Origin of the sequence: Mucilaginibacter pedocola (assembly GCF_002013915.1) — a bacterium.
Taxonomy (GTDB): domain Bacteria; phylum Bacteroidota; class Bacteroidia; order Sphingobacteriales; family Sphingobacteriaceae; genus Mucilaginibacter; species Mucilaginibacter pedocola.
This window is the reverse complement of sequence record NZ_MBTF01000037.1, coordinates 328382-353998: the sequence shown is the minus strand read 5'-3', so window position 1 is coordinate 353998 and position 25617 is coordinate 328382. Positions and strand designations below refer to the sequence as shown.

The window sequence follows — 25617 nt, the reverse complement described above, 5'->3', positions numbered from 1 at the left end:
CCGCTTCGTATCATTGTAATACCATAAAATTTTGAAGTTTTTCGGCAGGGAGGGTTTGGTGGTTATTTTACCGCAGAGATCACAGAGGTTACGCTGAGGTCAACAGAGCTTTGCATATTGATTATGAGTTTCTAAAGCCAAACAGGAAAAGTTAGGTGGTTAGTTTCTTTGCGGCTTAGCGTCTTTGCGTGAATAAATAAGCACAAGACAGGCTCTCTGCGAACCTCTGTGATCTCTGCGGTTAAATGACGAGTCAACCTACCGCCTGCTCGGCCATAAATTCCTTACGGCGAGGTACAGCTCGTGGTATGCACAATGCATCATGTAGCTAAGGCGGGCGGCGTAGCTCAATACTGCCTTGCGGGTGCCTGTTTCGCGATGGGCATTATTTTGTACCACCACCACCAATATCATAAGCATAACAAGGGTATAAAACGCTAAATTTTGGGCAGCGTTGCCAACACTCAAGTGTTCCAACTTAAAATTGAGTAGTTCTGACGGCATGTTGGGTAGATGTATCAAAATGGCAATTGGCAATCACATTTTGACAATTGCAATTTAACGACAATTATAATTAATCAAAAGTTAATTTACAACTTTTAGGAATAATATTCCTAATGATTTTAAGTAATACTTAAACAGAACGCCGATAAATAGATGAAAATTTCGCCGCCAGGCGTTCTTGAAGAACTAAAGGGCCAACTTTTTTTCGAGGCAAACAAAGCGCATTCCCGGCCTGAATTGCAGGCTTATCTCACCCATCAATACGTAGCCCGCTTTTATAAAAACCTTCTGGGCTGCCTTATTTTCGAGGTTGGTATCAATACGCAATAGGGGGATATCGCGACGAACGGCTTCGTTTTCGGCTTCCTGCATCAAGGCATCTGCAATGCCCTGCCCGCGGTAATGCGGACTAACCACCAGGCGATGGGTCACAATTGCAGGTTCGCTGATATCTAAACCGGCTTGCTCATATTCGGGGTACTGCTCGGTAGTAATGGCCGTTACGCCTGCAACAACGCCTTCTATCTCGGCTACCCAAAGCTGGGTTAACGCAATATCTTCGACAAAAACTTCGGGGTTGGGGTAAGTCTCGTTCCACTGAAAGTTGCCTGCCGCCTGCATTAGCGGTATTACATCTTTCACAATGGCCATTATAGCGGGGATATCTGTAAGGGTAGCGCGGCGGATATTCATATTTTGGGGGATTACACCGATTATCTTTTGATTACACCGATGTTAGCGTAACAATGACCGGGGGTAGCAAAAATAAAGAAGTTGAATTTAGATAACAACCTCAATCAATTCTCTCCCTTGCAATAGCCTAAGTAAAACATAGGAAAAGCTTTAAACCGTTGAGGCACCGTTTTATCAAGAGGTTTCAGGTAACCGCTGTCAATAAGCAATTTTGTGCCTATTGCTTCAACTTGCATAGTGCTATATTTCAATATCAACGTATCCTTATTTTTTTGCCAGGTGCGCATATACCAATCATTAGCGAAGAACACACCCGTCCAGTTAAGTTCGAAACTATTATCGGCACGGAACACCATAAGCGCCTGGTTTTGCGTGCCTTCGTAACAAGCACCGAACTTTACTTTGCTTAAATTATCTTCCCAGGCACCTATTGGCAGTAGTATAACCGATATATAAATGGCCAACGGATAAAAATAAGCCAGACTCAGTGCCGCCCTGTTCTTAATAATAACAATTACTTGCTTAATAAAATTTACAAATATTAGTATAGCTGTAAAAGCAATAAGCAACCGGGCCATCAGTTCGCACCACCAAGGCATAAACCTCTCTATATATCCAAAATAATATGCAAAAAAGGTAAACACCAGCCCCGTAATTAAAGCTGTTATAAGTTTACGTTTATTAGAGTTATCCATAGCAGCTTAGCGCAATTATTCGGCGAGTTGCGTATCCTCCTCACACTTTCCTGTGGATATGTTTCACCAGCGCCAATTTACTTATTTCGGAAATCTTTACACTAAAAGAGCCATACTTTAAGCGCCCCCCCGGTATTGCCGTCGCATTATCCGAATTGGCAATTATTTCACCCACCGTATCTCCCATAAGCAGGCGCCTAAACATACGGTGCCCGCCCCATTCTATGTAATACACTTCGCCGGGCACTATCTTTTTATCATGCATGAGCTTCAGGGCTACCCAGCAGCCATTAGGCAGGTAAGGTTCCATACCGTCGCCCCAAACAGGTAGGGCGAAATCACAGTCTTCTATGCCGGGGAAGTTCATGTGACCAACAACAGCAGTATCCGGAGTGGCATTATACATGGGTATACCAGCGCTATAATTGACGGAGGCGCTTTCGGTATTAACAGGAGCGGTATTTACTATGCCATACCGCTCTTTAAACAGCCTGAATTTTTCGGGGTCGATGTTTTGGCGCCGCTTAATGATCTCGGTTATGCTGCTGGCGTTGTTAAAACCCAAAACCTGCGCAAGTTCGCCATTACTGGTAAAGGCCTTGCCGCGTAACTCATTATACCGGCTTATAAACTCCAGCGTTTCCGGGCGGATTGTTTTTATTTTATTGGGCTTCTCCACTACGGACAAAGCTACAACATAAAGATTATTCTTTGCGTGGCCTGCCACACTATGCAATAAATTTCGGACTGGCGTATTCCTGAATAAAGAATTAAAGAAAGGCTTTGAGGAATAAGAAATAGCAGGGCTTTGCGCTATACCAACAAAGCATTGGCAAACAAACACAGGCCTACGAACATAAGCAGCAGCAAGATAAATGATTTCATAAGTGACATAGGGTTGATGCTGCAAAAATCGGCAGTACAACGCGCTAAGTCAACCGTGTTTTAACGGTATTTATATGGTAAAGTAACGGGGAATACGGGTGTGCAGATAAACTTGGCATCGAATTATGTTTATTCGCGTCATGCAGAATTTATTTCGGCACCCCACACGGCAGGTAATGCACATGCAAGGCCTCCATGCGTTGTGGCTTATATGATGGGGTCCTGAAACAAGTTCAGGATGACGATATTGTTAAATTTCTTTTTTTTCGGGAATACTCAACGGCGCCACTTCTACCAACTCTTCTGTTTCTTCCAAAGCTTCGGCAGGGCGGGTTTGGTAATTTAATTTACGGAAACGCCAGGTAGCAAATGCAGGCTCCTGAAAACGGTTGATGAGTTTGAAAAACTTGGGGAAGTTGTGCACCTCATCTAACAACAGCCCGGGTACAATACCATTGTTATCGAGCACCTCGCGTACGGTATATTCCTTATCCTTAGTTATCCAAATCTCAAAGTCGCGGCGTATCTCCTCGTTCTTGTCGGGGTCTATCCTATCATCAATACACAATACTTTATCGCCGGGTTTCATATTCTTTGGGGATTACACCGATTGTAACAAGATTACACCGATTTTAGTTTGAGATTCCACAGGCGGCAAAGATACGAATTATTGAGAACTGTGATTGAGCCCCCCTACTATGAACCATCAACTATGAACTGCAGACTGCCCGCTGCAAACTGCCAACTAATTCCCCGCCGGCATAGATACATAAAAGGCGGTGCCTTCGCCTGGGTTGCTTTCCAGCCATATGCGGCCTCCCTGCAGTTCGGTAAACTCTTTACATAGCAATAAGCCCAGGCCCACGCCTTTTTCATTAGCGGTACCGAAGGTTGCACCGGCGCGAAGGGTAAATAATTCTGCCTGTTTTTCTTCAGTGATGCCTATGCCATTATCGCGAATAATGAGCCAGCACTCGCTGCCTATGCGTTTGGCTTTAAATGCTATCTGCCCGCCCTCATGCGTAAATTTTATAGAGTTATTAAGCAAGTTGCGTATCACCAATTGCAGCATATCGCTATCGGCTACAATTTTTATATCCCAGTCGAGCTCAGCAGTTAAGCTAATGTTTTTCTTAAGCGCAATAGCTCGTTCCAGCTCCAGCGTATTAAACAACGCGCCGCGAAGGGTAACATAACCCAGCTTCACGGTTACGCCGTCCATTTGGTTTTTGCTCCAAATGAGTAGCTTACCCAGCATATCAATAGTGCGGCGGGTAACTTTTAGCAGGTCGCCCTCTACCATGCGGCGTTCTTCGGTATCCAGTTCGTACTCCGTAACCAGTTCCAGGTAGTTTTGGATATTGCTCAGTGGCGACCGCAGATCGTGCGCTATTATCGACATCAGCTTGTTCCGCTCCTGGTTAATGCGCTCCAACTCCTGGTTCTGCTGCATTATCTGCACATTCTTTTTCTCTATAGAGCTTGCCTTATCTGCCGACGAGCGCTTTTCGTGGTCGTAATTGCGGCGCAGGTAGGTAATGGTATAATATACTACAATAACCACCACCACATAGGCTGACGACATATCGAAGAAACGGGCGTTCTTGTCCTCGTAAGAGTCGGGTATAAACGCAGGGTGAAAATACTCCAGCGTATGCAGCCCCAATATAATGGCCAGGTTTAGGGCTATCCAAAAACGGTGTTGCTTCTTTGGCGCAATGCAAAGCAGCACCAACACACACAAGCCCATAAACAGATCCGTTGGCCCGTTAGTGCCCGAGTTGTAAAAGAAGTTGATGGCAAACAGGCTATAGCCAACAATGGCAAATATGGCAATGGCAATAGTTGGTTTGCCCTTATGCCGCGACCAATAGTACAACCCTGAAAATATGAGTAGCGCAACAAAGCTAAGCAGCGATATAAGCGGAAGCCCTATAATGAAGTTGAACGGCACATTGTAGGCAAGCGCCGCAATGGTTATAATACAAACCGAGTGGAATATGCGCACCTCCAAAGGAAACTCCGCCGTTGAACCGGTAACCCTTATCCAAAGCTTATTTATATTTCCAATGAGGCTCAATGTATACTAATGTTTAGGTAATGTAACGTTACCGATGATAAAAAACAGGGTAATTGTAAGCTACGGTTAAATTTAACGGGCAAATATAGCTGAAGCATGCAATATAAGGATAACAAGAGAGCGGGTTTATAAACTTAAAACTTACAAAACGGGTATTTCTACGTGGTTTTATTACCCTTAAGGATACCGTTCCCTCATGGATGCTACCGAACGGGTAATTAACTCGCTTAATACCGATGTATCTACATCTGCAAGTTTTTTAATGTAGAGGCAAGCTTTGGCCATTTTGTGCTTGCCCAATTTTGGCAGCAGTTCGGCACGTTCTTCGTCGCCGGGGGCCAGGTACAAGGCAATATTACTCTTGCGTGGCGAAAACCCTATAAGGCACATATCCCCCTCGTGGCCGCTGGCATATTTGTAATGGTAGCTATCGCAGCCAACAATTGCCGTCCCCCACATTATTGCAGGTTTGCCTGTGGCATCTTCCATCATTTTGGCAATGGCAAAACAATCGCGGCGTATGGCCTCGTCCTCTACTTTGGCCAGGAAATCGTGGGCAGGGGTACCGGTGTCCTTAGTTTTTAGCTCGTACATAAGGCGGGGGAGATTTGGTTTACCAAATATACGGGGTATTTATTTACATAGTGTAAATATTAAACTTGTTGGAAAAACTTTCATGAGCCGAATAATAAACTTATTCGGCTCATAATGCAGCCTTTTTTGAGCCAATTAGCGCAGGTCAGGATTAAACAAGAGTATAACTCGTGCTTCTACCACCCCCTGGTTCTTTAACCAGTATACCTTTTGCTACCAGATCCTGCAAATCGCGCGTAGCAGTATCCTGCGAGGTTTTAGCCATTTTTGCCCATTTGGAACTGGTAAGCTTACCAAAAAAATTGTCGAGCAAAACAACTAACACCTTCCTCTGCCGTTCATTCAGATCGGTTTCTTTGTATTTAGCCCAAAACTCATTACGCTTTACCACACCTGCCAACAATTCTTCCGAATAGCTCATCGACCGGTACATACAATTTAAAAACCAGGTTATCCAAGGTGTTATATCAAGGCTGCTCCTCTGCGTAACTTCCAATTGCTTGTAATACTCCTGCCGCTCGCGCAATATCTGAGCCGATACACTATAAAACCGATACGTACTATCATCAGCACGTGCCAACAACAAATCCATTACTGCACGCCCTATGCGCCCGTTCCCGTCATCAAAGGGGTGTATAGTTACAAACCAAAGGTGTGCTATCGCTGCTTTTATTACAGGATCGTTGGTATTGTCGTTGTTTATCCAATTTAGAAAGGAGTCCGTCTCGCGCTTCAGCAGATTAGCATCAGACGCTTCAAAATGCACTTTTTCCCGTCCTATCGGCCCTGAAACTACCTGCATTGGGCCAGCTTCCCCCGTACGCCAGTTGCCTACTGTTATTTTATACATACCGCTTCGTCCCGTTGGGAACAAAGCCGCGTGCCAGCCGAATAGCCTCTCGGCAGTTAATTGCTCACCATAACGCTGCGTTGCATCCAACAGCATTTCAACCACTCCTTCCACATCTCTACCTGCCGGTGTAACTGTACCTATATCTATGCCTAAACGCCGGGCTATCGATGAGCGCACCTGTTCGAGATTAAGCACTTCGCCCTCTATTTCACTTGACTTCGTAACATCAAGTGCAAGAGTATCTAAAACAGCATTCTCCTTTAGTGAAAATCCTAAGCTATTCATTTGACCAAACAAAAGGCCTTGCCTGTGGCGCACTTTACCCAATAGTGGCAATACTTCATTAGTATTCCACACAAAATTTGGCCAACCTTTCGCTTGATAGATATACATATTCTCCGCAAATATGCGGTAAATATAAACACTATTCTCCGCAAATATGCGGTAAATATAAACACTATTCTCCGCATTAATAAATAATTCTCCGCAAATATGCGGAGATAATCCTACCTATTCTCCGCAAAAGCCCACAAAAAAAGCCGGGCATTGCCGGCTTCCAAAAAATATATAAGGGGTGCTTAGTTACGGCTGAAACCGCCGCGGCCTGCGTTAAAACCCGGGCCTTTGTCTTCAGCAATATTAACTGTAATACGTTTGCCGTAATAGCTTTGCCCGTTCATGCATCTGATAGCTTCTTTAGCTTCATCTTCGTTTTCCATCTCAACAAAGCCAAAACCCCTGCTCTCTTTTGTCTCACGATCTTTGATGATGCGGAGCGACTTAACCGGCCCAAAATCTTCAAAAACCGCATTTAATTCAGCCTCGCTCACTTCTAATGGAAGGCCGCCAATAAATACTTTCATTAATCTCCTTTGTTTTTCTGCAAATGTACGCAAAAAAGGGCATTTTTTAAAGCGTTTACGGGGTTTTGGCTGGGTGTAGCCCGTTTTTTACAATGAAGTGTCAAAACTACACATTCAATACTCCCAATGGGTTTAAAGGGAAATTTTTTATTGTTTTTTTGGCTGCGCCAGTTTCAGGTTAAAGCTTCCCTCTACGCGGTAAAAAGGCGATGCGGCCTTATCATCAGGGGCTAAAAAAGTAAAGAAGGTGCCTTTGGCCAAAACACTATCACGGCGGTAGTGTTGCAGGTCGAGCACGCCGGCATCACCGGGTTCGGTAAATTGTGTTAGGCTATATTGCTTGATATGCATAGCATCGGGCCTTAGCAGTAATTGGCTGCCCTCTACGCCCTTGGTAATTTCGGTGGCAGCAGTACCTTTACTACTGATAGCAAAACTCATGGTATGGGCTTTATTAATGGCCGTAATACCGAAGTATTGATTATCTCCAACGCTAATGTTCACAAAAGCAACGGAATCTTTAGCTGCATCAAAAGTATATGTAGAATCTTGTAAGCTTAAGGTTAACGTACCACCGGTAGCTAAAAAATTGGCACCAGGCGATGCGGAAAGTGCGGTATCAACTGCGGCAGCGGCTTTCTTTTTGTCGACAGCGGTATTGCCTTGGTCTTTCTGGCACGATGACGCCAAAAATGCCAGCGACAAAACGCAGCACATGTAGAAGTAAGTAAACCGTTTAAAACCCATAGGCCAATAAATGCACCAAAATTATTAAAATAAAACCTAAAAACACCGCTGCACACCCTAACCCACAAAAGTTTTAACACTTTTTAACTAAATTATAATACGGACACAAGCTACAAAAGGTTTCCTTAATTCCAATAAAATTTCATCAAATTTTCATCTTTATTAACACGCCCCATCCAAATCAATATGCATTAGTAAGATCAACCCAAAATCAGCAAAATCGGTGTATTTGACAGTGACTACAAAAAATCCTGTTCTAATCCTTAAATCCCTTAATCCTGTTAAATCGTGTCAGAATATCTCTCCCACCGTAACAAACACTCCGCGCGAATGCTGGTTACCCATGCCATAATCAATACAGATATTGGTTTTTGATACCTTGTTCAGCTTCAACCTCAGCCCCGCTCCGTAGCCCGGCTGCACACGCTGCAATGGCGTGCCCGGTGCGCCCGAAAAGCTTTCGCCATTTACAAAGGCCACACCGCCCAGCAGGCCGTTACGGGTAAGCTTAAAACGGTATTCGGTTTCGGCATATACCATTTGCGCACCACGGAACCTGCCCTGTATATAGCCGCGGCCGGTACCGTTATATTGGTCCCAGGTGTTGGCGGGCAGATCCAGGTAAGGAGGCTTGCCGTTTAGCACCAGCCAATCGTAACTCCAAAAAGCCAGCACGTTATTAGATCCCTCCGGGAAACGCAGGTACTTACGCACATCAACCACCAGCGAGCTCCAGGCACTTGTGCTGCCTAAGATCTTCTTATTGTCGCGGTAAACCATTGCTGCATAAAAGCCACGCGATGGGTTTATCGAATTATCGCGCATATCTACCAGCATATTCAGCGTAAAACCTGCCGAGGTAGTGTTTTCATCGGCTCCGTAAAGGGCATAGTCCGACAGGTTGCCATCCGGGTTACCTTTCTCGCTTATCTCTGAGTGGTGGTCGGTAATAAAACCCGCACCTAAATAAAAGCTGCCTGTGATACGCCGCAAAAGCGTTTCAGAAAAACGGAACAAGCGGTAATCCATCGGGTTTTCATCCAATGCCGAAGAATTACTCCCCAGCCCGAAGGTGCTTTGCGGGTATTTGTAAAACTTAATATCGCCCACCAAATTATAGGTGTTATTGGCCAGCCATATGTTTGATTGTATGGGGATAATGAGCTGCTTGTTTTGCGTATAGGCAGAGTTAGAGCTAATGGTTGATATGCGCGCATCCGGCGATGTACGGAAGGCCACATTGCCCGATAGCGTAACTGCCAATTTGGTTTGTAGCGTGTACCCAATGGCCGGCAATATCGAAATAACAGGCTTACTGCCTATCACTTCTACCTTTTTATCTTCCGGCGTTTGTTTATGAAAAATGGAGCTGATAACATCGTAAAGGTCCTTTTGGCGGATGGTATCTTGCTGGGGCACCACAAGGGTATCGGTTTGGCGGTGCCTGGTAAGCGGCACCGGGCTTTTATCCTGGGCGCGTAAAACAGTGGGTAGTACTATAATGCCCGTAACAAGCAACACTGCTTTTGCGGTAAATTTCATTTAAAATATTTTACTTATAACGACAGGATAACGGCTCTATTGGTTACAACAAAGGTAAAAAAGATGTGCAGATATGCAGATTACAGATGTGCAGATGATGAAAAAAGGGGCAGCTTACACTGCAACAAAAGTTTTCGCTATTGCTTCCTGTAGCCTTTCCTCTACTTTACATTCGCCTGCATATTGCGGCCATTGCTTAAGCGCATCTTGCACCTGGTTAATAATGCTGTCGGCTTTCTTCACATTCATTTGGCGGGCAACTTCCAATAGGTCGGCGCGGGTAAAGCCTTCGCGTTTGCCGTTGAGGCTTAGCGATTGCATACTCACCCAGGGGCTGCCGGGGCGGTAGGCATGGCAAACATCGTAAGCAGGAGCAAGCCGCCAAACACCGTCTCGGTTCATCATAAAGGCAAAGTTTTTGGTATGATCATCGCAGTTGCGGGCCAATACGTTGAACACCATACGTCGGTACATTTGCTCTGCCTGCGGATAATCTAACCGCAGCATGCGCATGGTTTGAAAAAGCTGCTCGTAGCTATACAGCCCCACATTATTAAAATCGAAATGCTGTATGGCGCAAAAGGTTTGCACATGCAGCTTACTCTGGCCATCCGGGCGGTCGAAACGCTTGGTCATGAAGTGGGCACGGCCATGCTCTTCCAGCAGGCGGCATTCTGTCATTTCAATTTCGCAGGCTACAGCCATCAGGTGATAAGCCATTTCTACCCGCCCGTAATCGCGCGAACTACCGAACTGCGCATCGTGCACACCGTCAAATTTTATCAGCCATTGGCTAAAACCATCCGGCGCATCAGCCTGCCCGCTGCGTACTTCACCGGTTTCGGTGTTGTAGGCTATTACAGCCTTGGCTCGCGCCCCGCCGGCAGACGTACCTATCTTCAAAATATCCAGCAAGCCTTTTTCTTCATCGGCAGACAGGTCGGTATGGAAATCTTTCCTGCCCGATAATATTTCTTCCGCCACTTCCACCAAACTGGCTATCTCCAGTTTAGTTGCGCTATCCTTCCCCTTAGGTACTACGGGCTCAAACTCTAATGCGCCCATACCACGCTGCCCGATAAAGCAAAGCATCTCTACCGGGTTCATGCTATCTGCCGGGCGGCCCGCGCGGGCAAGCCATGCGTTTATAAGGGTATTACCATATTTATCGGGCAATACATCGGCCAGTAAGCCGGGCAGCCCTTTAAAGGTGGCAGTATCCCGCAATTCGGGGAACGAGAATATATTACCGGCTGCGCGGTTAAGCGGCATTTTAAAAGGCGCCACATCCAGCCCCTTACGGATAAAAGCCGGCTCGAACTCAAAGTCGGCAATGCCCCTATCGGCATGCCAGGCAATAGCACCAACGCGCTCGCCCCAAAGAGTTATAAATGCGTTGTTTATCATTACCAGCTTATTGGGGCATCCTCGTTGCCATTTTTATTACGCGCCCGCCTGCGTTTTTGCAATTCCTGTTTGGCCAGCAACAGCGGACTAACCTTTTGTTCTACCATAAAACTATCAAGCACAGGCAGTTGCTCCAATACGCGCAATACCTGCAATAGCGAAAGCAAGGTACCACCCCTACCCTTTTCTAAAAGGCTAACGGTAGAACGGCTCACGCCCGCAGCTTCGGCTACTTGCAGTTGGGTTTTATTTTGCTGCAAGCGGGCGTTCTTTAAAAAATCGCCAATAGTATCCAAAATAAATTGGTCACTTGTAGCAAACCAATTAATGTATGAATTTTCATTCATTAAGTGCCAAAATGTGCTTTAATGCAGCATTTTTCATACAAATATACAACTTTATTGCCAAACCAAATATAAAGTTAAAAATGTATGATTTTTACTGCATTAATGATTAAAATAGCACTTAGTGCAGCAAAATTCATACATTAATTATCTGAATCAGAATTTTCAGAATGAGAGAATTTTCAGGATACACATAAGTAATAGCCATAAAGCTATAATTCTGTTCATTCTAAAACTCTGTAAATTCTGATTCAGACAACGGCTCGCCGACACATATCCCACATTAATCGGCCATTCTCCCTGTCCGCTTGCAGATTTGCGCATATTTGTGATCGATCAACATTATTACTTATTTTCGGCAACAGGTTTGTTACAAATAAGCCGCTTGCCAATACCTATATGCTGCGTTTTAAATTAAACAACATTATTATACACGTTACCGGCTGGCTGCTGTTTTTGGTATTGCCGGTGTTGTTTTTAAGTACGGGCAGCAAGCAAAGCGGCGCATGGATACTGCTTTCATCCCCCTACTACTGGCTGTTTTGCCTCACTTACCTTACGCTGTTCTATTTCAACCTTTGGTACCTTATACCATCGTTCTTCCTGCAAAAAAAACGCTGGGTTTATGGCGGGTGCATCGTAATTCTGTTGGGGCTGGTTTGGTTTCTGCAACCCTTTGATAAATTGCTGATACACAACCCCCGTTTCCAGGAGCAAATGGAAGCACTTGCCCGCCAGCAAGCTTCCGACTCGTTGAAAGCCGTACAGGCCAAACTGAATGATAGCCTGGCACATGGCCCCGGCAAATCATTACCATTTGGGCCTTTACCCCACCAGGGCCTGCGCATGCAACTACCTGAAGCCAAACCAGCCCCGCGCGAAAGCCTCTGGCGGCACAATAACTCGGTGGATATCGTCAGCCTTTTCCTGTTCGGTATCATCATCGCGCTTGGGTTATCCATCCGTACGGTGGAGCAATGGCAAACTACCGAGCAAAAGGTGGTAAAGGCCGAAGCCGAAAAGGTAAATGCCGAGCTATCCTTCCTGAAAGCGCAGATAAACCCGCATTTCCTGTTCAATACGCTTAATAACATCTACACGCTATCGATGATGAACAGCCCGCATACATCCGAAAGTATCATGAAGCTATCGAACATTATGCGCTACGTTACCGACGATGTTACCCGCGACTTCGTCCCCCTTCAGCAGGATTTGGAGTGCATACAAAACTATGTAGACCTGCAAAAGCTGCGCCTCGGCCGCAAAACTACCGTGAACTTTGTGGTTGAAGGCGAGATTGGCAACCAGCGTATAGCCCCGCTTATTTTAATGAGCTTTGTAGAGAACACCTTTAAATACGGCGTAAGCAAACAAGCCGAAAGCGCTATCGATATAAAAATTATAGCCAGTGGTAGCACCATCACCTTTGAGTGCGAGAATGCGGTTTTCGAGCACCCCGCCGGCATGCCCGACCGTACCGGGGGCATAGGTATTGCCAACACCAAACAAAGGCTGCTGCACCTCTACCCCAATAAACATACGCTGAGCATAGCCGAAGCCAACGGCACGTTCAAGGTAAAACTGGTGTTAACGAGTTAAAAGATATTGTATGATCAAATTAAAATGCGTTGCTATTGATGATGAGCCGCTGGCTTTAGACCTGATAGAAGAATATATTTCGCGTTTCCCCTACCTGCAACTGGTACGCTCGTTCGAGGATGCCATTAGCGGTGCCGAGTTCCTGAAAAGCAACCCGGTAGACCTGCTCTTTGTTGACATTAATATGCCCGATATTACGGGTATTGATTTGGTGCGTTCGTTGGCCAATAAGCCTATCATCATCTTCACCACCGCTTATAAAAACTTTGCCTTCGAGGGTTTTGAGTTAGAAGCGCTTGATTACCTGCTGAAACCCATCGACATTGCCCGTTTCACCAAAGCAGTGGAAAAAGCGCTGGAATTTTACAATTACAAAAACAACAGCAGTGCGGAAGCCGCCGAAGAAAGCTTTTATGTATATTCGGAATACCGCATGGTAAAAATAAACGTAGCCGAGATAGAGTACCTGGAGAGTATGGAGGATTACGTAAAGATACACCTGGCGGGGCAGCCTAAACCCGTGCTCACGCTGATGTCGTTAAAAAAAGCGTTGGAAAAATTGCCTGCCGATAAATTTAAACGCATACACCGCAGCTACATTATTGCAGTAAGCAAAGTACGCTCTATCCATAACCGAAAACTAAAGCTGGGCGACGCGGAATTGCCTATTGGAGAAAGCTATACCGAATCGGTACGGGGCTGGGCACGTAACTTTTAAGGCGGCATTAATCCATACAATTACCCCATTCGCCGATACCTGCACCCCGTACGCGCCTGCGCGCATGCATCTTTGTTACATAAACTTAATATGTAATTGATGTACGGCTTAGGCATCCCCGAACTGATATTAACCCTCGCGGCTATTTTATTACTGATATTTTGTAATAAATTGCCTGCGCTTATAAGGGATATGGAGCGAAGGGCGGGGTAAACAGAAAAATTCCGAACACCGAATATCGAATAATGAACGCCGAAGTTTTTTCCCTTCTTTATTCGATATTCGGCATTCTTTATTCGATATTGAAACCACAACCAATTAACCCCTTATATTTGATTTATTTTTTACGTGAAACTTAAGGCCAACATAGCTACCAGCGATAACGGGTTTATATTTAACCCCGCTACCGGCGATTCGTATACCAGCAACAGCATTGCCGCCTTTATACTGGCGCTGATGAAGGCCGGTAAAACCGATGCCGAAATAAAGCTGGAAATACTACAGGCTTATGATGTGGACCAAAGTACGCTGGAGCGCGATTGGGAAGACTGGGTGCTGCAATTGAAAGATGCCAACCTTTTAGAAGCTAAGTAGCGTATGGCAGCCCCTATTGATGCACCTTTGGTAATAGGCGTTACCGGCCTAAACGCAACCGAAAACCCGGGGCCGGGCATACCGGTTATCCGCGCCTTGCGTGAAGCTTTCCCCCATGCCCGCATTATTGGCCTTGCCTACGAATCTTTAGAACCCGGCATTTACCTGCACCAACTGGTAGATAAAACTTATCAGGTACCCTACCCATCGGCTGGGTCGGCGGCATTGGCGCAGCGGCTGCAGGCCATACAGTCGCAGGAGCACATCAATGTTATTATCCCCAATTTTGATGCCGAGCTGCATAACTTTATCAAAATAAGCAGCGAGTTGAAGCAATTGGGCATACACTTGCTGTTACCCACCCACAAACAATTGGATGCCTGCAGCAAGCCAAATTTAGCGGCCTTTGGCAGGCAGCATGGCTTTAGTGTGCCCAAAGGCATCAGCATATTCCATGCAGATGAGATACACACCGCTGTCGACGAACTAAACTTCCCGATGGTAATAAAGGGAAAATACTACGAGGCCGAAATTACCCACAATACCACCCAGGCGCTGAATGCTTTTTACCGCCTCAGCGCCAAATGGGGCACGCCGGTAATAGCGCAGCAGTTTGTAAAAGGCACCGAAATAAACGTAGCCGGGCTGGCAGATGGCAAAGGCAATGCCCTTAGCGTAGTACCCATGCGCAAACAGTACATTACCGACCAAGGCAAAGCATGGGCAGGCATAACAATTGCTGATGACAGCCTGATAGCTATTGCACAACGCTTTGCAGCAGCAAGTAATTGGAGCGGCGGCTTTGAACTCGAACTAATGCAGGACAAGTACGGCGAACTATTTATTATGGAAATAAACCCGCGCTTTCCGGCATGGATATACCTGGCAGCGGCTGCAGGCCAAAACCAACCCGCCATGCTGGTAAACATGGCCCAAGGCAAAGCAGTTGAGCCGATAACTAAGTATACAGCGGGCAAAATGTTCATCCGCTACGCGCTGGACCATGTGATGGATGTGAGTGAGTTTCAACAATTCTCCGCATTTGGGGAACTTTGATTTTTGTTCCCCTCTTGAGAGGGGGTGCGCCGGCAATGAGCGCAAAGGCAGGGGTGTGTTAGCCACCATGCCAAATTTTGAATATAGAGAAATGACGCAAAAACTTAAATACGAACGCCCCTTCATCAAAAAAATGAATATGGGGCTGATGAACAAGTTCGGCACACAAAGCGAGTCGGAAGCTGTACGCGATATTGATGGCGTGGCGGTGAAGGCTTTGGTGAACGAGTTTGGTTCGCCCCTGTTCGTATTATCCGAAAGGCAGATACGGCGCAACTACCGTGCGGCAGTGCGCGCCTTTAAAACGCGTTACCCTAAGGTGCAATTCGCATGGAGTTATAAAACCAATTACCTTAACGCTGTGTGCAGCATCTTCCACCAGGAGGGTAGCTGGGCCGAAGTGGTATCGGGTTTCGAATACCGCAAGACGCTGAGTAATGGCGTGCCGGGGCATCATATTATATTCAATGGCCCGCAAAAAAGCACCGAAGAACTGTTGCTGGCCATTCAAAACAACTCGCTCATCCATATCGACCATTTCGACGAGTTATACGCCCTTATTCCGCTTTGCCAGGAGCACGGCAGCAAACCACGTGTAGCCATCCGCGTGAATATGGATACCGGCATATACCCCCTGTGGGACCGTTTTGGCTTTAATTACGAGAACGGACAAGCCTGGAGCGCCATCACCAAGATAATAAACTCGGGCACCATGCAGCTGGTAGGCCTGCATTGCCATATAGGCACATTTGTACTATCCGCATCGGCCTACGGTGTTGCCGCTGCTAAAATGAGCGCATTGGCATTGCAGTGCAACGCGGTATTAACTACACCTATCGAATACCTCGATTTGGGCGGCGGCTTCCCGTCAACCAATACATTAAAAGGCGCTTACCTGCCGGGAGTTGATACGGTACCATCGGTAGATGATTTTGCCGAAGCCATAACCACCACCCTGCTGGATGCGGGCTTTAAGCAGGACGAATTGCCTCTGCTGATATTGGAAAGCGGCCGCGTGCTGATAGATGATGCTGGGTACCTGCTGGGCAGTGTGATAGCCAACAAACGCCTCGCCGATGGACGACGTGCCGTGGTGGCAGATTTTGGCGTGAATACACTGTTCACCTCGCTGTGGTACGACCATAAGATAAGCCCCGCGCAGGATGTCTCGCCGCATACCGATACCGTTACGCTATACGGCCCGCTGTGCATGAATATTGATATGATACGCGAAAGCGTGAACCTGCCTGCCCTGCAACCCGGCGACAATCTGGTGGTGCACAAGGTAGGCGCTTATAACATGACGCAGTGGATGCAGTTCATTAGCCTGCGCCCGGCCATTGTTTTGATAGATGAAGAGCACCGCCCGCACCTCATCCGTAAAGCCGAAACATTGGAATACATGGAAGCACCGGAGGTATTGCCGGAATATTTGAGGGAGGCTAAGGAGGCAACATAGGGCGTTTTTCCAATTCCCTCCCTCGGGAGGGGTGCGGTTGGGATAGTGCGCAAAGGCAGGGAGGGGTTAATGATAATCTCATCGCTATGCATTAACAAAAATCGTCATGCCGAATTTATTTCGGCCCCCCACACGGCAGGTAGCGCTCATACAAAGCGGACTTGCATTGTGGCTTATATGATGGGGTGCTGAAACAAGTTCAGCATGACGTTGATAAAATATTATTAGTAGCGATGGGTTTGAAACCCATCGCTACAGCAAAGAAGAAGAAACAACAATTGAAGAAACAAACACTCTTATTTATACAGGCTTTGCTTAACAGCTATGCTGTAGTGTTTTTTTCGCAGCATAATGCGCTGGCGGTGTTGTTGCTTTGTGCCTCGTTCATTAACCCTATGGCCGGTGCAGCGGGCCTGTTTGCTGTTTGTGCGGCACTGGCATTGCTTAAATTATCGGGCTACCAAAAAGAGGCCACACAGGCGGGGCTATATACTTTTAATCCTCTGTTACTGGGTTTGGGGTTTGGCAGCTTCTTCCATTTCAACGCAGCCTTTTGCATTTGGCTGGCGGTAGGTACTGGGCTGGTAGTAATGGCATCAGTTATACTAACTGCCACATTGGCCAAACGCGGGCTGCCCGCTTTATCACTGCCCTTTGTATTGGTATTTTGGCTTTTGTCATTGGCTGCCAATGGTTACGGGCAAATGGGGCTGCTACCCAAGGAGAGCTATATGCTCAACGAGCTTTCGGTAACCGAAACCGCCCACCCGCACCAGCTTTTCGATAGTTTTAACCTGCTGCCTCTGCCTTTCTACCTGCGGTTATTCTTCAGGGCGGTGAGCGCCATATTGTTTCAGGATAGTGCCTTTGCGGGGTTGGTTATTAGTATTGGGGTGCTTATACACTCGCGTATCAGCTTTAGCTTATTGCTGCTTACGTTTATCGGGGCTTGCGTGTTCAACTCGCTTACCCGCATTTATCCCGATGGCTTGGGGCACTACCATTTAGGCGTAAACTTCATGATGGCGGGCATGGCGCTTAGCGGCTTCTTTATCGTTCCATCGGTGCGTTCTTATTTGCTGGCACTCGTCACTATCCCGCTTGGCTATTTACTCACGGGGGCTTTTACGCACCTGCTGGCTGTCTGGAGTTTGCCTGTACTGTCATTACCGTTTTGTTTTATGGTGATGGGCATGCTGTACTTCTTGAAGCTGCGCGAACACCCCAATCACCTGCCACTGGTGGTTTACCAAAACTACTCGCCCGAAGCCAACCTTTACCAGTACTTAAATGGACAGCAGCGCTTGAACGACATGCGTTACCTCAACTTGTCGCTGCCTTTTATGGGCGCATGGTCGGTTTGGCAGGGTTACGATGGAGGCATTACCCACAAAGCCGAATGGGGCCAAGCGCTCGATTTTGTGGTGCAAGATGAAGACGGCAACACCTATAAACTCCCCGGCGATAAACCGCAGGATTATTATTGCTACAACAAACCCGTATTGGCCTGCGCCGACGGACTGGTAGAAACCGTGGTAATGCACGTAGAGGATAACCCCATCGGCGAAATAAACACCCGCGAAAACTGGGGCAATACCATCGTAATAAAACATGCCGATGGCTTATACAGCAAGGTATCGCACCTTAAACCAAACTCTGCCAAGGTAAACCCGGGCGACATGGTAAAACGTGGCGACATACTGGCCCTTTGCGGCAACAGCGGCCGCTCGCCACAGCCGCACCTGCATTTCCAATTGCAGGCCACGCCTTATGTGGGTTCAAAAACTATCAGCTATCCTCTTGCTTATTTTAACGAAAGCAGCAAGGGCGGCACCAATTTCCAAAGCTTTAAAATACCGGCGGCAAACAGCACGGTAAGTAATATCGATGGTTCATCGGCTCTTAAACATGCATTCGCCTTCCAGCCCGGTTATGTAGCCAAAGTTTCCGCGGCGGGCATTACCGAAACATGGGAGGTTTTTACCGATGTACTAAACCAAACTTACCTGCTGCACCACGAGAGCGGCGACATTGCCTACTTTGTAAGTAACGATGCAGCCTTTTACTTCACGGCATTTTATGGAGGAAGAACATCATTACTTTATCAATTCCACATAGCGGCATATAAGGTTATTTTTTCTGCCGAGGCTGGCGTAAAAGCACAGGATGTATTCCCGGTAAATATTGCAGGCAATAAGGCGGGGCTTTGGTTGTACGATGCCGTTTCGCCATTCTACCGATTTATTACCCGCAGCTACCAAAGCTATACCCGCATGCTGAGTGCAGGGCTGCTGGTTACTGCCCATGGCTACAACAATGCTTTTGGCAAAAGCAAGCAATTTATGCGTGCAGATGTTTTGGTGGCCAACAACCGCCTTACCGAATTTACCATAACTGTTAACGGCAAACAAACGGAGGCACGATGGGAGGCTTAAAATATATATTACTCTTTACAATTGTGCTTAGCGCCTGTGTAGCACGCGCGCAGCAGGATAGCTACCAACAAACCGATAGCACCAGCTACGCGCTATACCTATCGGGCAATTGGCAGCAGCTTATCAACTATGGCGAGCGTGCCGTGCAAAGCGGTGTGGATTTTCCGCTTTTACGCCTGCGTATGGGTTATGCACAATTCATCAGGGGCAATTATACCGCCGCCTTAGATGAGTACCGCGAGGTATTGAAACACGATTCGCACAACCAAACGGCCAACTATTATGCCTACCTGTGCAACCTGTACCTTAACCGTTACGATGCCGCCGGTTACCATTTGGGCAAAGTAGACGATAGCACCTACGCCGCCAAGCCATCAGCTTACCGTTTCATCAGTGCCTCTACCGAGCACAGTATCAAATACTCTAAAAACCCGCGCCGCGGCAATGGTAATTATACCCGCTTCGGTATATCAAACACTTTAGGCAACCGGCTGGTGTTAGATGAATCGGTAGCTTGGTTCGGACAAAATGTTTACCACCGTTTTTTGGGTATACAGCGAAACCACCCGATAAAACAATTTGAATACTATGGCAAACTCAACTATGCGGTAGCTAATAATTTGTCGGTATTTGGTGGCTACCATTACCTCAACACGCAATACAGCGTAGGTACTTATAGCAACCATATTGGCCTGGCCGGCGTTAAATATACCGATGGTAACAGCGTGCTGCAGGCTGATGCACACTTCGGCAACATAAGTGATACCACATTTCAGCAGTACAACCTCCAATGGAGTGCTTATCCCACAGGCAACCTCAATTTCTATATCATATCAAAGGCAAGCCTGCTGCACCAGGGAGGTACCAAGCTGGTTTACAGCCAAACAATTGGAGCCAAACTAATCCATAATTTTTGGATTGAGGCCAACAGCACCATTGGCGAGCTTAACAATTATTTAGATGCAGATGGTTTATACGTGTATAATGCTATAGATATTGCTACTTTTAAGGCCGGCGGAACGGGATATTACCGGCTTGGTGAACACGTAATTTTATATGTAAACTATACGTTTGAGCAAAGAGACGATTTTTACCACATAGCAAGTTATAACCAACATTCGGTAACCGGGGGACTTACATGGAAGTTTTAAAGAAGGTATTTATGGTTGTTGCATGTTTGGCATTTGCCCTGCATGCCCGCGCGCAGTCTGAAGCGGCCTTACAGCGCGCCTATAAAAACAGCTATGCCGAAGAGGCGAAAAAGAACTACGCCGAGTCTATAAACTACATAAAGCCCTTTTACAGCGATGGCGATTACGACGCCAACCTGCGCCTGGGCTGGCTGTACTTCCTCAGTAAAAACTATACCGCATCCGAGGGTTATTATGCCAAAGCCGTGCGCATAAAACCTAATTCTATCGAGGCTAAGTTTGGTTACGTAAAACCCCTATCGCTGCTGGCCAGTTGGGATAAGGTGATGGCCCAATACGCTGCCATCCTAAAAACCGACCCGCAAAACACCCAAGCCAACTACTGGACCGGCGTTATCTATTACAACCGCAAGCAGTACGATGCAGCCAGCAAATATTTCCTGAAGGTAGTAAGCTTATACCCTTTCGATTACGACGGCAACCAAATGCTGGCCTGGACATTTTTGATGCTGGGCAACAAGCCCCAGGCACGCAACTACTTTGAGCAAGCGCTTATCATCAAACCCGATGATGTGTCTTGCTTAGATGGCTTGGCAAAGGCGAAAAACTAAAGAGGGTTCGGATATCATATTTTCAATTTCGGATTTGGAACATCTTCTTTAGAATTTAGAGTTTAGCTTTTAGGATTTGACCTTTAGCTTTTAGGATTAAATTCCCTACCTTCCTTCCACCAATTTAAAACCAATTTCATGGCTACCAACAGGAGAGATTTCATCCGCACGGCGGGTGTAGGGCTTATGGCTGCAACTTTACCCGGCTATATGGATCTGCATGCAAAAACTGTTCAGCACCAATTGTCGGTGCAGCTATACACCATTCGCGATGCGATAAACAACGATTTTGAAGGAAGCTTAAAACAGCTCGCCTCCATCGGCTTCAAAAACGTGGAAACCGCCTTTTGGCCAAAAGAGATAACCGATGAACATGCGGCAGCCGTATTAAAAAGCCTTGGACTAAAGATATCATCTTGCCACACCGATATTCCCACAAAAGATAACATTGCAAAACTGGCCGCGCTGGCCAATGGCTACAATTGTAAAACAATTATCTGGCACGGCTGGCCCGAAGATAAACGTCACAGTACTTTAGAAGGCACACGCGAACTGATCAGCATTTACAACAAGGCAAACAAACTGGCTAAAGATAACGGACTACGTTTTGGGCTCCATAACCATTGGTGGGAATACCGCAACCATGTTGGCGGCAAATTAGTTTACGAAATACTGCATGAAGAACTGGATGCAGACATCTTCTTTGAAACGGATGTATACTGGGTAAAAGTTGCGGGGCAAAACCCCGCCACTATCCTCCAAAAACTAAAAAATAGGATACGCTTTATACACCTGAAAGATGGCCCCGCAGAATTTAACGATAAGCTGCTCAGCGATAGCCCCGACCCGATGACTCCCCTCGGACAGGGAACACAGAATATACCCGCTATTATAAACGCTTCTTCCGCAAATGTTGAATATATGGTGCTGGAATTGGATAAGTCGATCATCGATGTCTTCGATGCGCTTAAGCAGAGTTACGATTATTTGGCGAAGTTTAGATCGGTTAACCGGGGTTGATTTTCATTCCCCTGTAATAATGTCGCCCAAATAGATTTGACAACTTTTAAAAAGTTGTCAAATCTGTACAAATGCTATCTCAGCCCCTTACCCTTCAAATACTTCACCAGCATCGCAGGATGGTCGGTTTGCAGGCCTTTTAAGCCTTTGTCAATCGCTTTATCCCAATTAGCATCTTCTGTAGCACTTTGTATATCCGGCCAAACGGGGTAACCTGTTAATGCCGCGTGCAGAAGCATGTTCCGGGTATATTGGCTGTAATCTCCATCCAACAAATCGGGATGATACTTTTGGGTAAACTGCTGCATACCGGCAACAGTTTTCACACTATCAGGCAGGCTGAGCATCAAGGGCATTTCGGGCCCTGCCTTGCGCCAGCCCGTTAATTGCGCTTCGCTATTAATGTATACCAGCACCTGCTTTTCCATATGGTATTGGCATATCATTTTGTAAGCCGCGGCAGGGTCGGCGTCCTTAAAATCGAGGTAGATGTTTATTTTCCCTTTCGCCAGCTTCAGTATCTCCGCAAAGGTGGGGATGCGGTAAGTGCGGGTGCTATCCTTCGCCTTAAGCTTAAGCTGTTTCAATTCGGCAAGGGTAAAACTGCTTAATGCACCTTTGGCATTGGCCATACGGTCAACCTTACTATCATGCATGCTTACCAGTTGGCTATCTTTAGTAGTACGCAGGTCTATCTCTATATAATCCGCTTCGTTTTTGATGGCTTCGCGATAAGCTTCCAAAGAGTTTTCGGGATATATCACGTGGTCGCCGCGATGGGCGATGACGATGAAGGTGTGCTTTGACTTTGGGGGTGGGTTGAGTACTTCGACATCTAACCCCGAAAAGAATAAAATCAGGAGGAGGAGTGTGTGGCGCATAGATAAAAATATCTGAACTCGAATTTTAGAAGAATTTATTGAATTAACAGGATAAGTAAGACATCAAATTCTGCCCCATTCCAAAAATTCCTTTAAAATTCGAGTTCAGAAAATTAAGGTTTACTTTATCACCGTCTTCACGGCCTCTCCTACTTCGTGCCCGGCATTAGCTTTAAAATCGAAGCCAAGCAGTTGGGCCATGGTTTGGGCAAGCTGTTTGTGGTAGGTGGTGCCTTTTACTTCGCCCATTGGCGGAGTATCGGGGCCAATTACAGCGAACCAAGTTTGCTCGGCACCCACTACGTCCGAGCCATGGTCGCGCCATTTTTCTATCGGGGTGTAGCCGCGGCCGTGGTCGCAGGTGATCAGCAGGGTGGTATTGTTTTTGTAGAATGGGTCTGCCTGTATCATTTCCCAAAGGCTTTTTATAAAACCGTCTTCCTGTTGGGCAAACTCCAGGTATTGTTTGTATTTGCCTCCATGCGCCATATCATCGGTTTCATCAAAGGCCATGTATAATACGCGTGGTTTGTATTGCTTAATATACTCTTTGCTGTACTCATAAGTAACAAAATCCGAGCGGGTGCTATCGTTTACGTAATGCGGAACGTTTTGCTGCAATTCGTTCAGGTACTTTAAACGTGCATTGGCATCGGCGTTTTTCAAGTTAGCATAACCCGAATAAACCGGCAGGCCCGAACGCCATACGTTGAGTATCTGCGGGAAGCGTTCCCACGATGAAAATGCGATCACCTTACCCGCGAAGCCCTTCTGTTTGTTGATGTACTCTAACACGTTCATGTTAGGGTTTACTATAGGGTCGTTCGTATTCATGCGTTTATCGGGGAAGCCTGTCCAAATCTCGTTATAGCCAGGGTATGAGAATTTGTAGGGGTTGGCTATCTCGTCCATGCTGCCATTATCACGGTCGCCATAAAGCTGGCCTTGTTTGGCCACTGTGTTCCATAAAAAGGGGAACAATATAGCACGGCGCTCCTCCGCGGTAGCTGCCCAAAACCTTTTCTTCACTCCATCTTTATCATCGGTAAATTTAGAGTTGATGAGTGCCGAATCGGCACCGCGGTAAACTTCCTCCCAGCGCATGCCATCAAGCGTAACCACAATAAGGTTTTTGGTTTTGCGCTGCGCCATTGCCGGCATGGCCAATGTGGCAGCCAGCATAATAAACAGTAATTTTTTCATAGCGTTTTGGTTTAAAACAAGCAGGGCAGTTATTACTAACTGCCCGCCTGCGTTTGGTTTTGTTTGTTTATTTAAGTATCCACATTACGCCGTTAATGTCGTCGTTACCGCCATACTGTGCATCAAGCGCAGCCTGGTAATTGGTAGCATTGGCATTACGCTCTGCAGATGGGTATTGGAAACGTTGTGCTATACGGCCACCATTACCCGTACCCGAACCAATGGTGAAAGTAGGTACACCTGTGCGGCGATAGTCAAAGTACGACTCTAAGCCCGAGTGACGGAACAGAGCGATATAGCGTTGCTGCAATATCTTCTTCAAACCATCAGCATCAGCGGTGTATTTTACCGTTGCCTGGTTGTACCAGGTGTTAAAGTTGAAAGTGATGTTAAACTTATCGTAGTTTTTATCGGCTTTCACATCATCCGAACCCGGGCGGTAGAAGTAGGCAGTAAAACCACCTGTTTCAGGAATACCATATGAAGCCATAGAAGCTTTAATACCGTTTTGGTAGTAGGTTTCAGCATCGCCGGTAGCCCAGCCACGGTTAATACCTTCTGCAATATTAAACATCAGTTCGGGATAGCCAATCTGTACCGACGGTTCGCCTACGAAAGTTGAGTAATAGCGCTTACGGTTGATGAAAGAGTATTTTTGCAAGCCTGCATTGTTATACATCACCCCCAGGTCTAAGCCTGCATCGGCACCAACAAAAGAGTTGAAAGCAGCTGCACTTTGGCCGCCATTGTCAACCAGGTCGCGGGCTGGTTCTGCGGTAACAAAAACGCGAGGGTCTTGAAGACCTGTAAGTAAACCAACATAAGTTGCCGACATGTTTTTTCTCGACCCTGATTGCCCAAAGTTACTCGGAGTCATTGGGTAATAGTTGGTTGGCGTTACAAACGTAAATTGCATATTACCATCGTTGCCGGCCATCATTGGGTATTTGGCCGGGTTAGCCAATATTGCAGCAAAACGGGCAGCCGGCTTCAAATCGGCATCAGCAGTTTTTCTGCTTAGCTGTAATAATAAACGCACCTGGAAAGCATTGACCACTTTTTGCCATTTAGCAATGTCGTTATCCAAGTAAATGTCGTTTTTTAATACCGTACCTTCGCCGGTTCCAAAATCATTCGGCTTAGCTATCAGCTGCGCAAGGTCGTCGTTAGCGCTATCTAACCAGGTAAGGCATTGCAGCATTACCGCTTTTTGGGTATCGTATTTTGGCTGCAGCCCGTTCAAACCATTCAGGGCCTCGGTCATCGGGATATCGCCCATTTCCAAACTCATTTTCCCGAACAGGTAAGCCCTGAAAAATTTACCCAATGCCTCATATGGGTTAATGGCCTGGCCACCGCTTGCAGCTGCAGCTTTCTCCATCTCTACCACGTTTTTAAGCGTGGTGTAGTAATCATCCCCGCCACCAAAGTCGTAACGGTTGTTACCATAATAGTCGTAGTTATTAAGATAGTACTGCGCGTAGGTTTCTTTCGAGCCATCGGGCATTTCGCTAATATCGTTTAACACACCGTTGAACAGCAACGCTGCAGGAACGGCCGTAGGAACGTTATGGTTGATGGTAAGTTCATCAAAGCTTTTTTTACATCCTATAACCGACAGCGTAAGCGCCAGCGGCAGTATGCCTAATTTAAATATCTTTTTCATGATTGTTCTGTCGCTTT

The 25617-nt window shown here is 46.5% G+C and carries 25 protein-coding genes; 9 read left to right on the top strand and 16 right to left on the bottom strand.

The genetic code is table 11. The features are described 5' to 3' along the window. Positions 1–258 precede the first annotated feature (258 nt). The 13 genes from BC343_RS27795 to BC343_RS27735 all read right to left on the bottom strand — a co-directional run bounded on the left by BC343_RS27795 (position 259) and on the right by BC343_RS27735 (position 11210). Entirely contained in the window at positions 259–504 is a 246-nt protein-coding gene (locus BC343_RS27795; RefSeq protein ID WP_078351072.1) for a hypothetical protein, read from the bottom strand. Between the two features lie 186 nt (positions 505–690). Continuing rightward, positions 691–1197 (bottom strand): GNAT family N-acetyltransferase, encoded by a 507-nt coding sequence (locus BC343_RS27790; RefSeq protein ID WP_078351071.1) that lies wholly within the window; start codon positions 1195–1197, stop codon positions 691–693. 104 nt (positions 1198–1301) lie between these two features. Continuing rightward, complete coding sequence (locus BC343_RS27785; RefSeq protein WP_078351070.1) at positions 1302–1892, bottom strand: hypothetical protein; 591 nt, start codon at positions 1890–1892, stop codon at positions 1302–1304. A 40-nt stretch (positions 1893–1932) separates the two neighbouring features. After that, positions 1933–2619, bottom strand: a complete 687-nt coding sequence (locus BC343_RS27780) for a S24 family peptidase (protein ID WP_143822383.1) — start codon at positions 2617–2619, stop codon at positions 1933–1935. 408 nt (positions 2620–3027) lie between these two features. Continuing rightward, complete coding sequence (locus BC343_RS27775; protein WP_078351068.1) at positions 3028–3366, bottom strand: hypothetical protein; 339 nt, start codon at positions 3364–3366, stop codon at positions 3028–3030. Between the two features lie 156 nt (positions 3367–3522). After that, positions 3523–4857: a sensor histidine kinase gene (locus BC343_RS27770; protein WP_078351067.1), complete on the bottom strand. Its 1335-nt coding sequence runs from the start codon at positions 4855–4857 to the stop codon at positions 3523–3525. A gap of 177 nt (positions 4858–5034) precedes the next feature. Beyond that, positions 5035–5451 carry a DUF1801 domain-containing protein gene (locus tag BC343_RS27765; protein ID WP_078351066.1) on the bottom strand — a complete coding sequence of 139 codons (417 nt, stop codon included), beginning with the start codon at positions 5449–5451 and terminating at the stop codon, positions 5035–5037. 151 nt (positions 5452–5602) lie between these two features. Continuing rightward, positions 5603–6697, bottom strand: a complete 1095-nt coding sequence (locus BC343_RS27760; RefSeq protein ID WP_078351065.1) for a Fic family protein — start codon at positions 6695–6697, stop codon at positions 5603–5605. A gap of 185 nt (positions 6698–6882) precedes the next feature. Next, positions 6883–7167, bottom strand: coding sequence for an RNA recognition motif domain-containing protein (locus BC343_RS27755; protein WP_078351064.1), 285 nt, complete (start codon positions 7165–7167; stop codon positions 6883–6885). Positions 7168–7314: 147 nt separating this feature from the next. After that, positions 7315–7914: a hypothetical protein gene (locus BC343_RS27750; RefSeq protein WP_078351063.1), complete on the bottom strand. Its 600-nt coding sequence runs from the start codon at positions 7912–7914 to the stop codon at positions 7315–7317. Positions 7915–8205: 291 nt separating this feature from the next. Further along, positions 8206–9456: a BamA/TamA family outer membrane protein gene (locus BC343_RS27745; RefSeq protein WP_078351062.1), complete on the bottom strand. Its 1251-nt coding sequence runs from the start codon at positions 9454–9456 to the stop codon at positions 8206–8208. 114 nt (positions 9457–9570) lie between these two features. Further along, positions 9571–10863, bottom strand: coding sequence for a type II toxin-antitoxin system HipA family toxin (locus BC343_RS27740; RefSeq protein ID WP_078351061.1), 1293 nt, complete (start codon positions 10861–10863; stop codon positions 9571–9573). Then, positions 10863–11210 (bottom strand): helix-turn-helix domain-containing protein, encoded by a 348-nt coding sequence (locus tag BC343_RS27735; protein WP_078351060.1) that lies wholly within the window; start codon positions 11208–11210, stop codon positions 10863–10865. Before BC343_RS27735 ends, BC343_RS27740 begins: the two co-directional genes overlap by 1 nt. Before the next feature lie 396 nt (positions 11211–11606). On the opposite strand from BC343_RS27735, the gene BC343_RS27730 reads away from it, so the two are divergent. From BC343_RS27730 to BC343_RS27690, 9 genes are all read left to right on the top strand, one after another. Continuing rightward, complete coding sequence (locus BC343_RS27730; RefSeq protein ID WP_078351059.1) at positions 11607–12806, top strand: sensor histidine kinase; 1200 nt, start codon at positions 11607–11609, stop codon at positions 12804–12806. A gap of 10 nt (positions 12807–12816) precedes the next feature. Further along, a complete protein-coding gene (locus tag BC343_RS27725) occupies positions 12817–13524 on the top strand; it encodes a LytR/AlgR family response regulator transcription factor (protein WP_238381887.1) in 708 nt (235 codons plus the stop codon). A 348-nt stretch (positions 13525–13872) separates the two neighbouring features. After that, positions 13873–14118, top strand: a complete 246-nt coding sequence (locus tag BC343_RS27720) for a PqqD family protein (protein ID WP_162276959.1) — start codon at positions 13873–13875, stop codon at positions 14116–14118. Positions 14119–14121: 3 nt separating this feature from the next. Next, positions 14122–15174 (top strand): ATP-grasp domain-containing protein, encoded by a 1053-nt coding sequence (locus BC343_RS27715; RefSeq protein ID WP_078351057.1) that lies wholly within the window; start codon positions 14122–14124, stop codon positions 15172–15174. Positions 15175–15265: 91 nt separating this feature from the next. Beyond that, on the top strand, positions 15266–16633 hold the full coding sequence (locus BC343_RS27710) for a type III PLP-dependent enzyme domain-containing protein (RefSeq protein WP_078351056.1): 1368 nt from the start codon (positions 15266–15268) through the stop codon (positions 16631–16633). A 233-nt stretch (positions 16634–16866) separates the two neighbouring features. Next, positions 16867–19068 carry an urea transporter gene (locus BC343_RS27705; protein ID WP_078351055.1) on the top strand — a complete coding sequence of 734 codons (2202 nt, stop codon included), beginning with the start codon at positions 16867–16869 and terminating at the stop codon, positions 19066–19068. Beyond that, on the top strand, positions 19056–20219 hold the full coding sequence (locus BC343_RS27700; RefSeq protein WP_078351054.1) for a tetratricopeptide repeat protein: 1164 nt from the start codon (positions 19056–19058) through the stop codon (positions 20217–20219). The genes BC343_RS27705 and BC343_RS27700 overlap by 13 nt, the downstream gene beginning before the upstream one ends. Then, complete coding sequence (locus tag BC343_RS27695; protein ID WP_078351053.1) at positions 20207–20830, top strand: tetratricopeptide repeat protein; 624 nt, start codon at positions 20207–20209, stop codon at positions 20828–20830. Before BC343_RS27700 ends, BC343_RS27695 begins: the two co-directional genes overlap by 13 nt. A 138-nt stretch (positions 20831–20968) precedes the next feature. After that, entirely contained in the window at positions 20969–21850 is an 882-nt protein-coding gene (locus tag BC343_RS27690) for a sugar phosphate isomerase/epimerase family protein (RefSeq protein ID WP_078351052.1), read from the top strand. Positions 21851–21924: 74 nt separating this feature from the next. Here BC343_RS27690 and BC343_RS27685 read toward each other — a convergent pair whose 3' ends face one another. The 3 genes from BC343_RS27685 to BC343_RS27675 all read right to left on the bottom strand — a co-directional run bounded on the left by BC343_RS27685 (position 21925) and on the right by BC343_RS27675 (position 25600). Next, complete coding sequence (locus BC343_RS27685) at positions 21925–22731, bottom strand: glycerophosphodiester phosphodiesterase family protein (RefSeq protein ID WP_078351051.1); 807 nt, start codon at positions 22729–22731, stop codon at positions 21925–21927. Positions 22732–22851: 120 nt separating this feature from the next. Next, positions 22852–23934, bottom strand: a complete 1083-nt coding sequence (locus BC343_RS27680) for an alkaline phosphatase family protein (protein ID WP_078351050.1) — start codon at positions 23932–23934, stop codon at positions 22852–22854. Between the two features lie 67 nt (positions 23935–24001). Then, the gene (locus BC343_RS27675; RefSeq protein ID WP_078351049.1) at positions 24002–25600 is read right to left on the bottom strand and encodes a SusD/RagB family nutrient-binding outer membrane lipoprotein; all 1599 of its coding nucleotides are present in this window, start codon (positions 25598–25600) and stop codon (positions 24002–24004) included. Between the last annotated feature and the right edge of the window lie 17 nt (positions 25601–25617).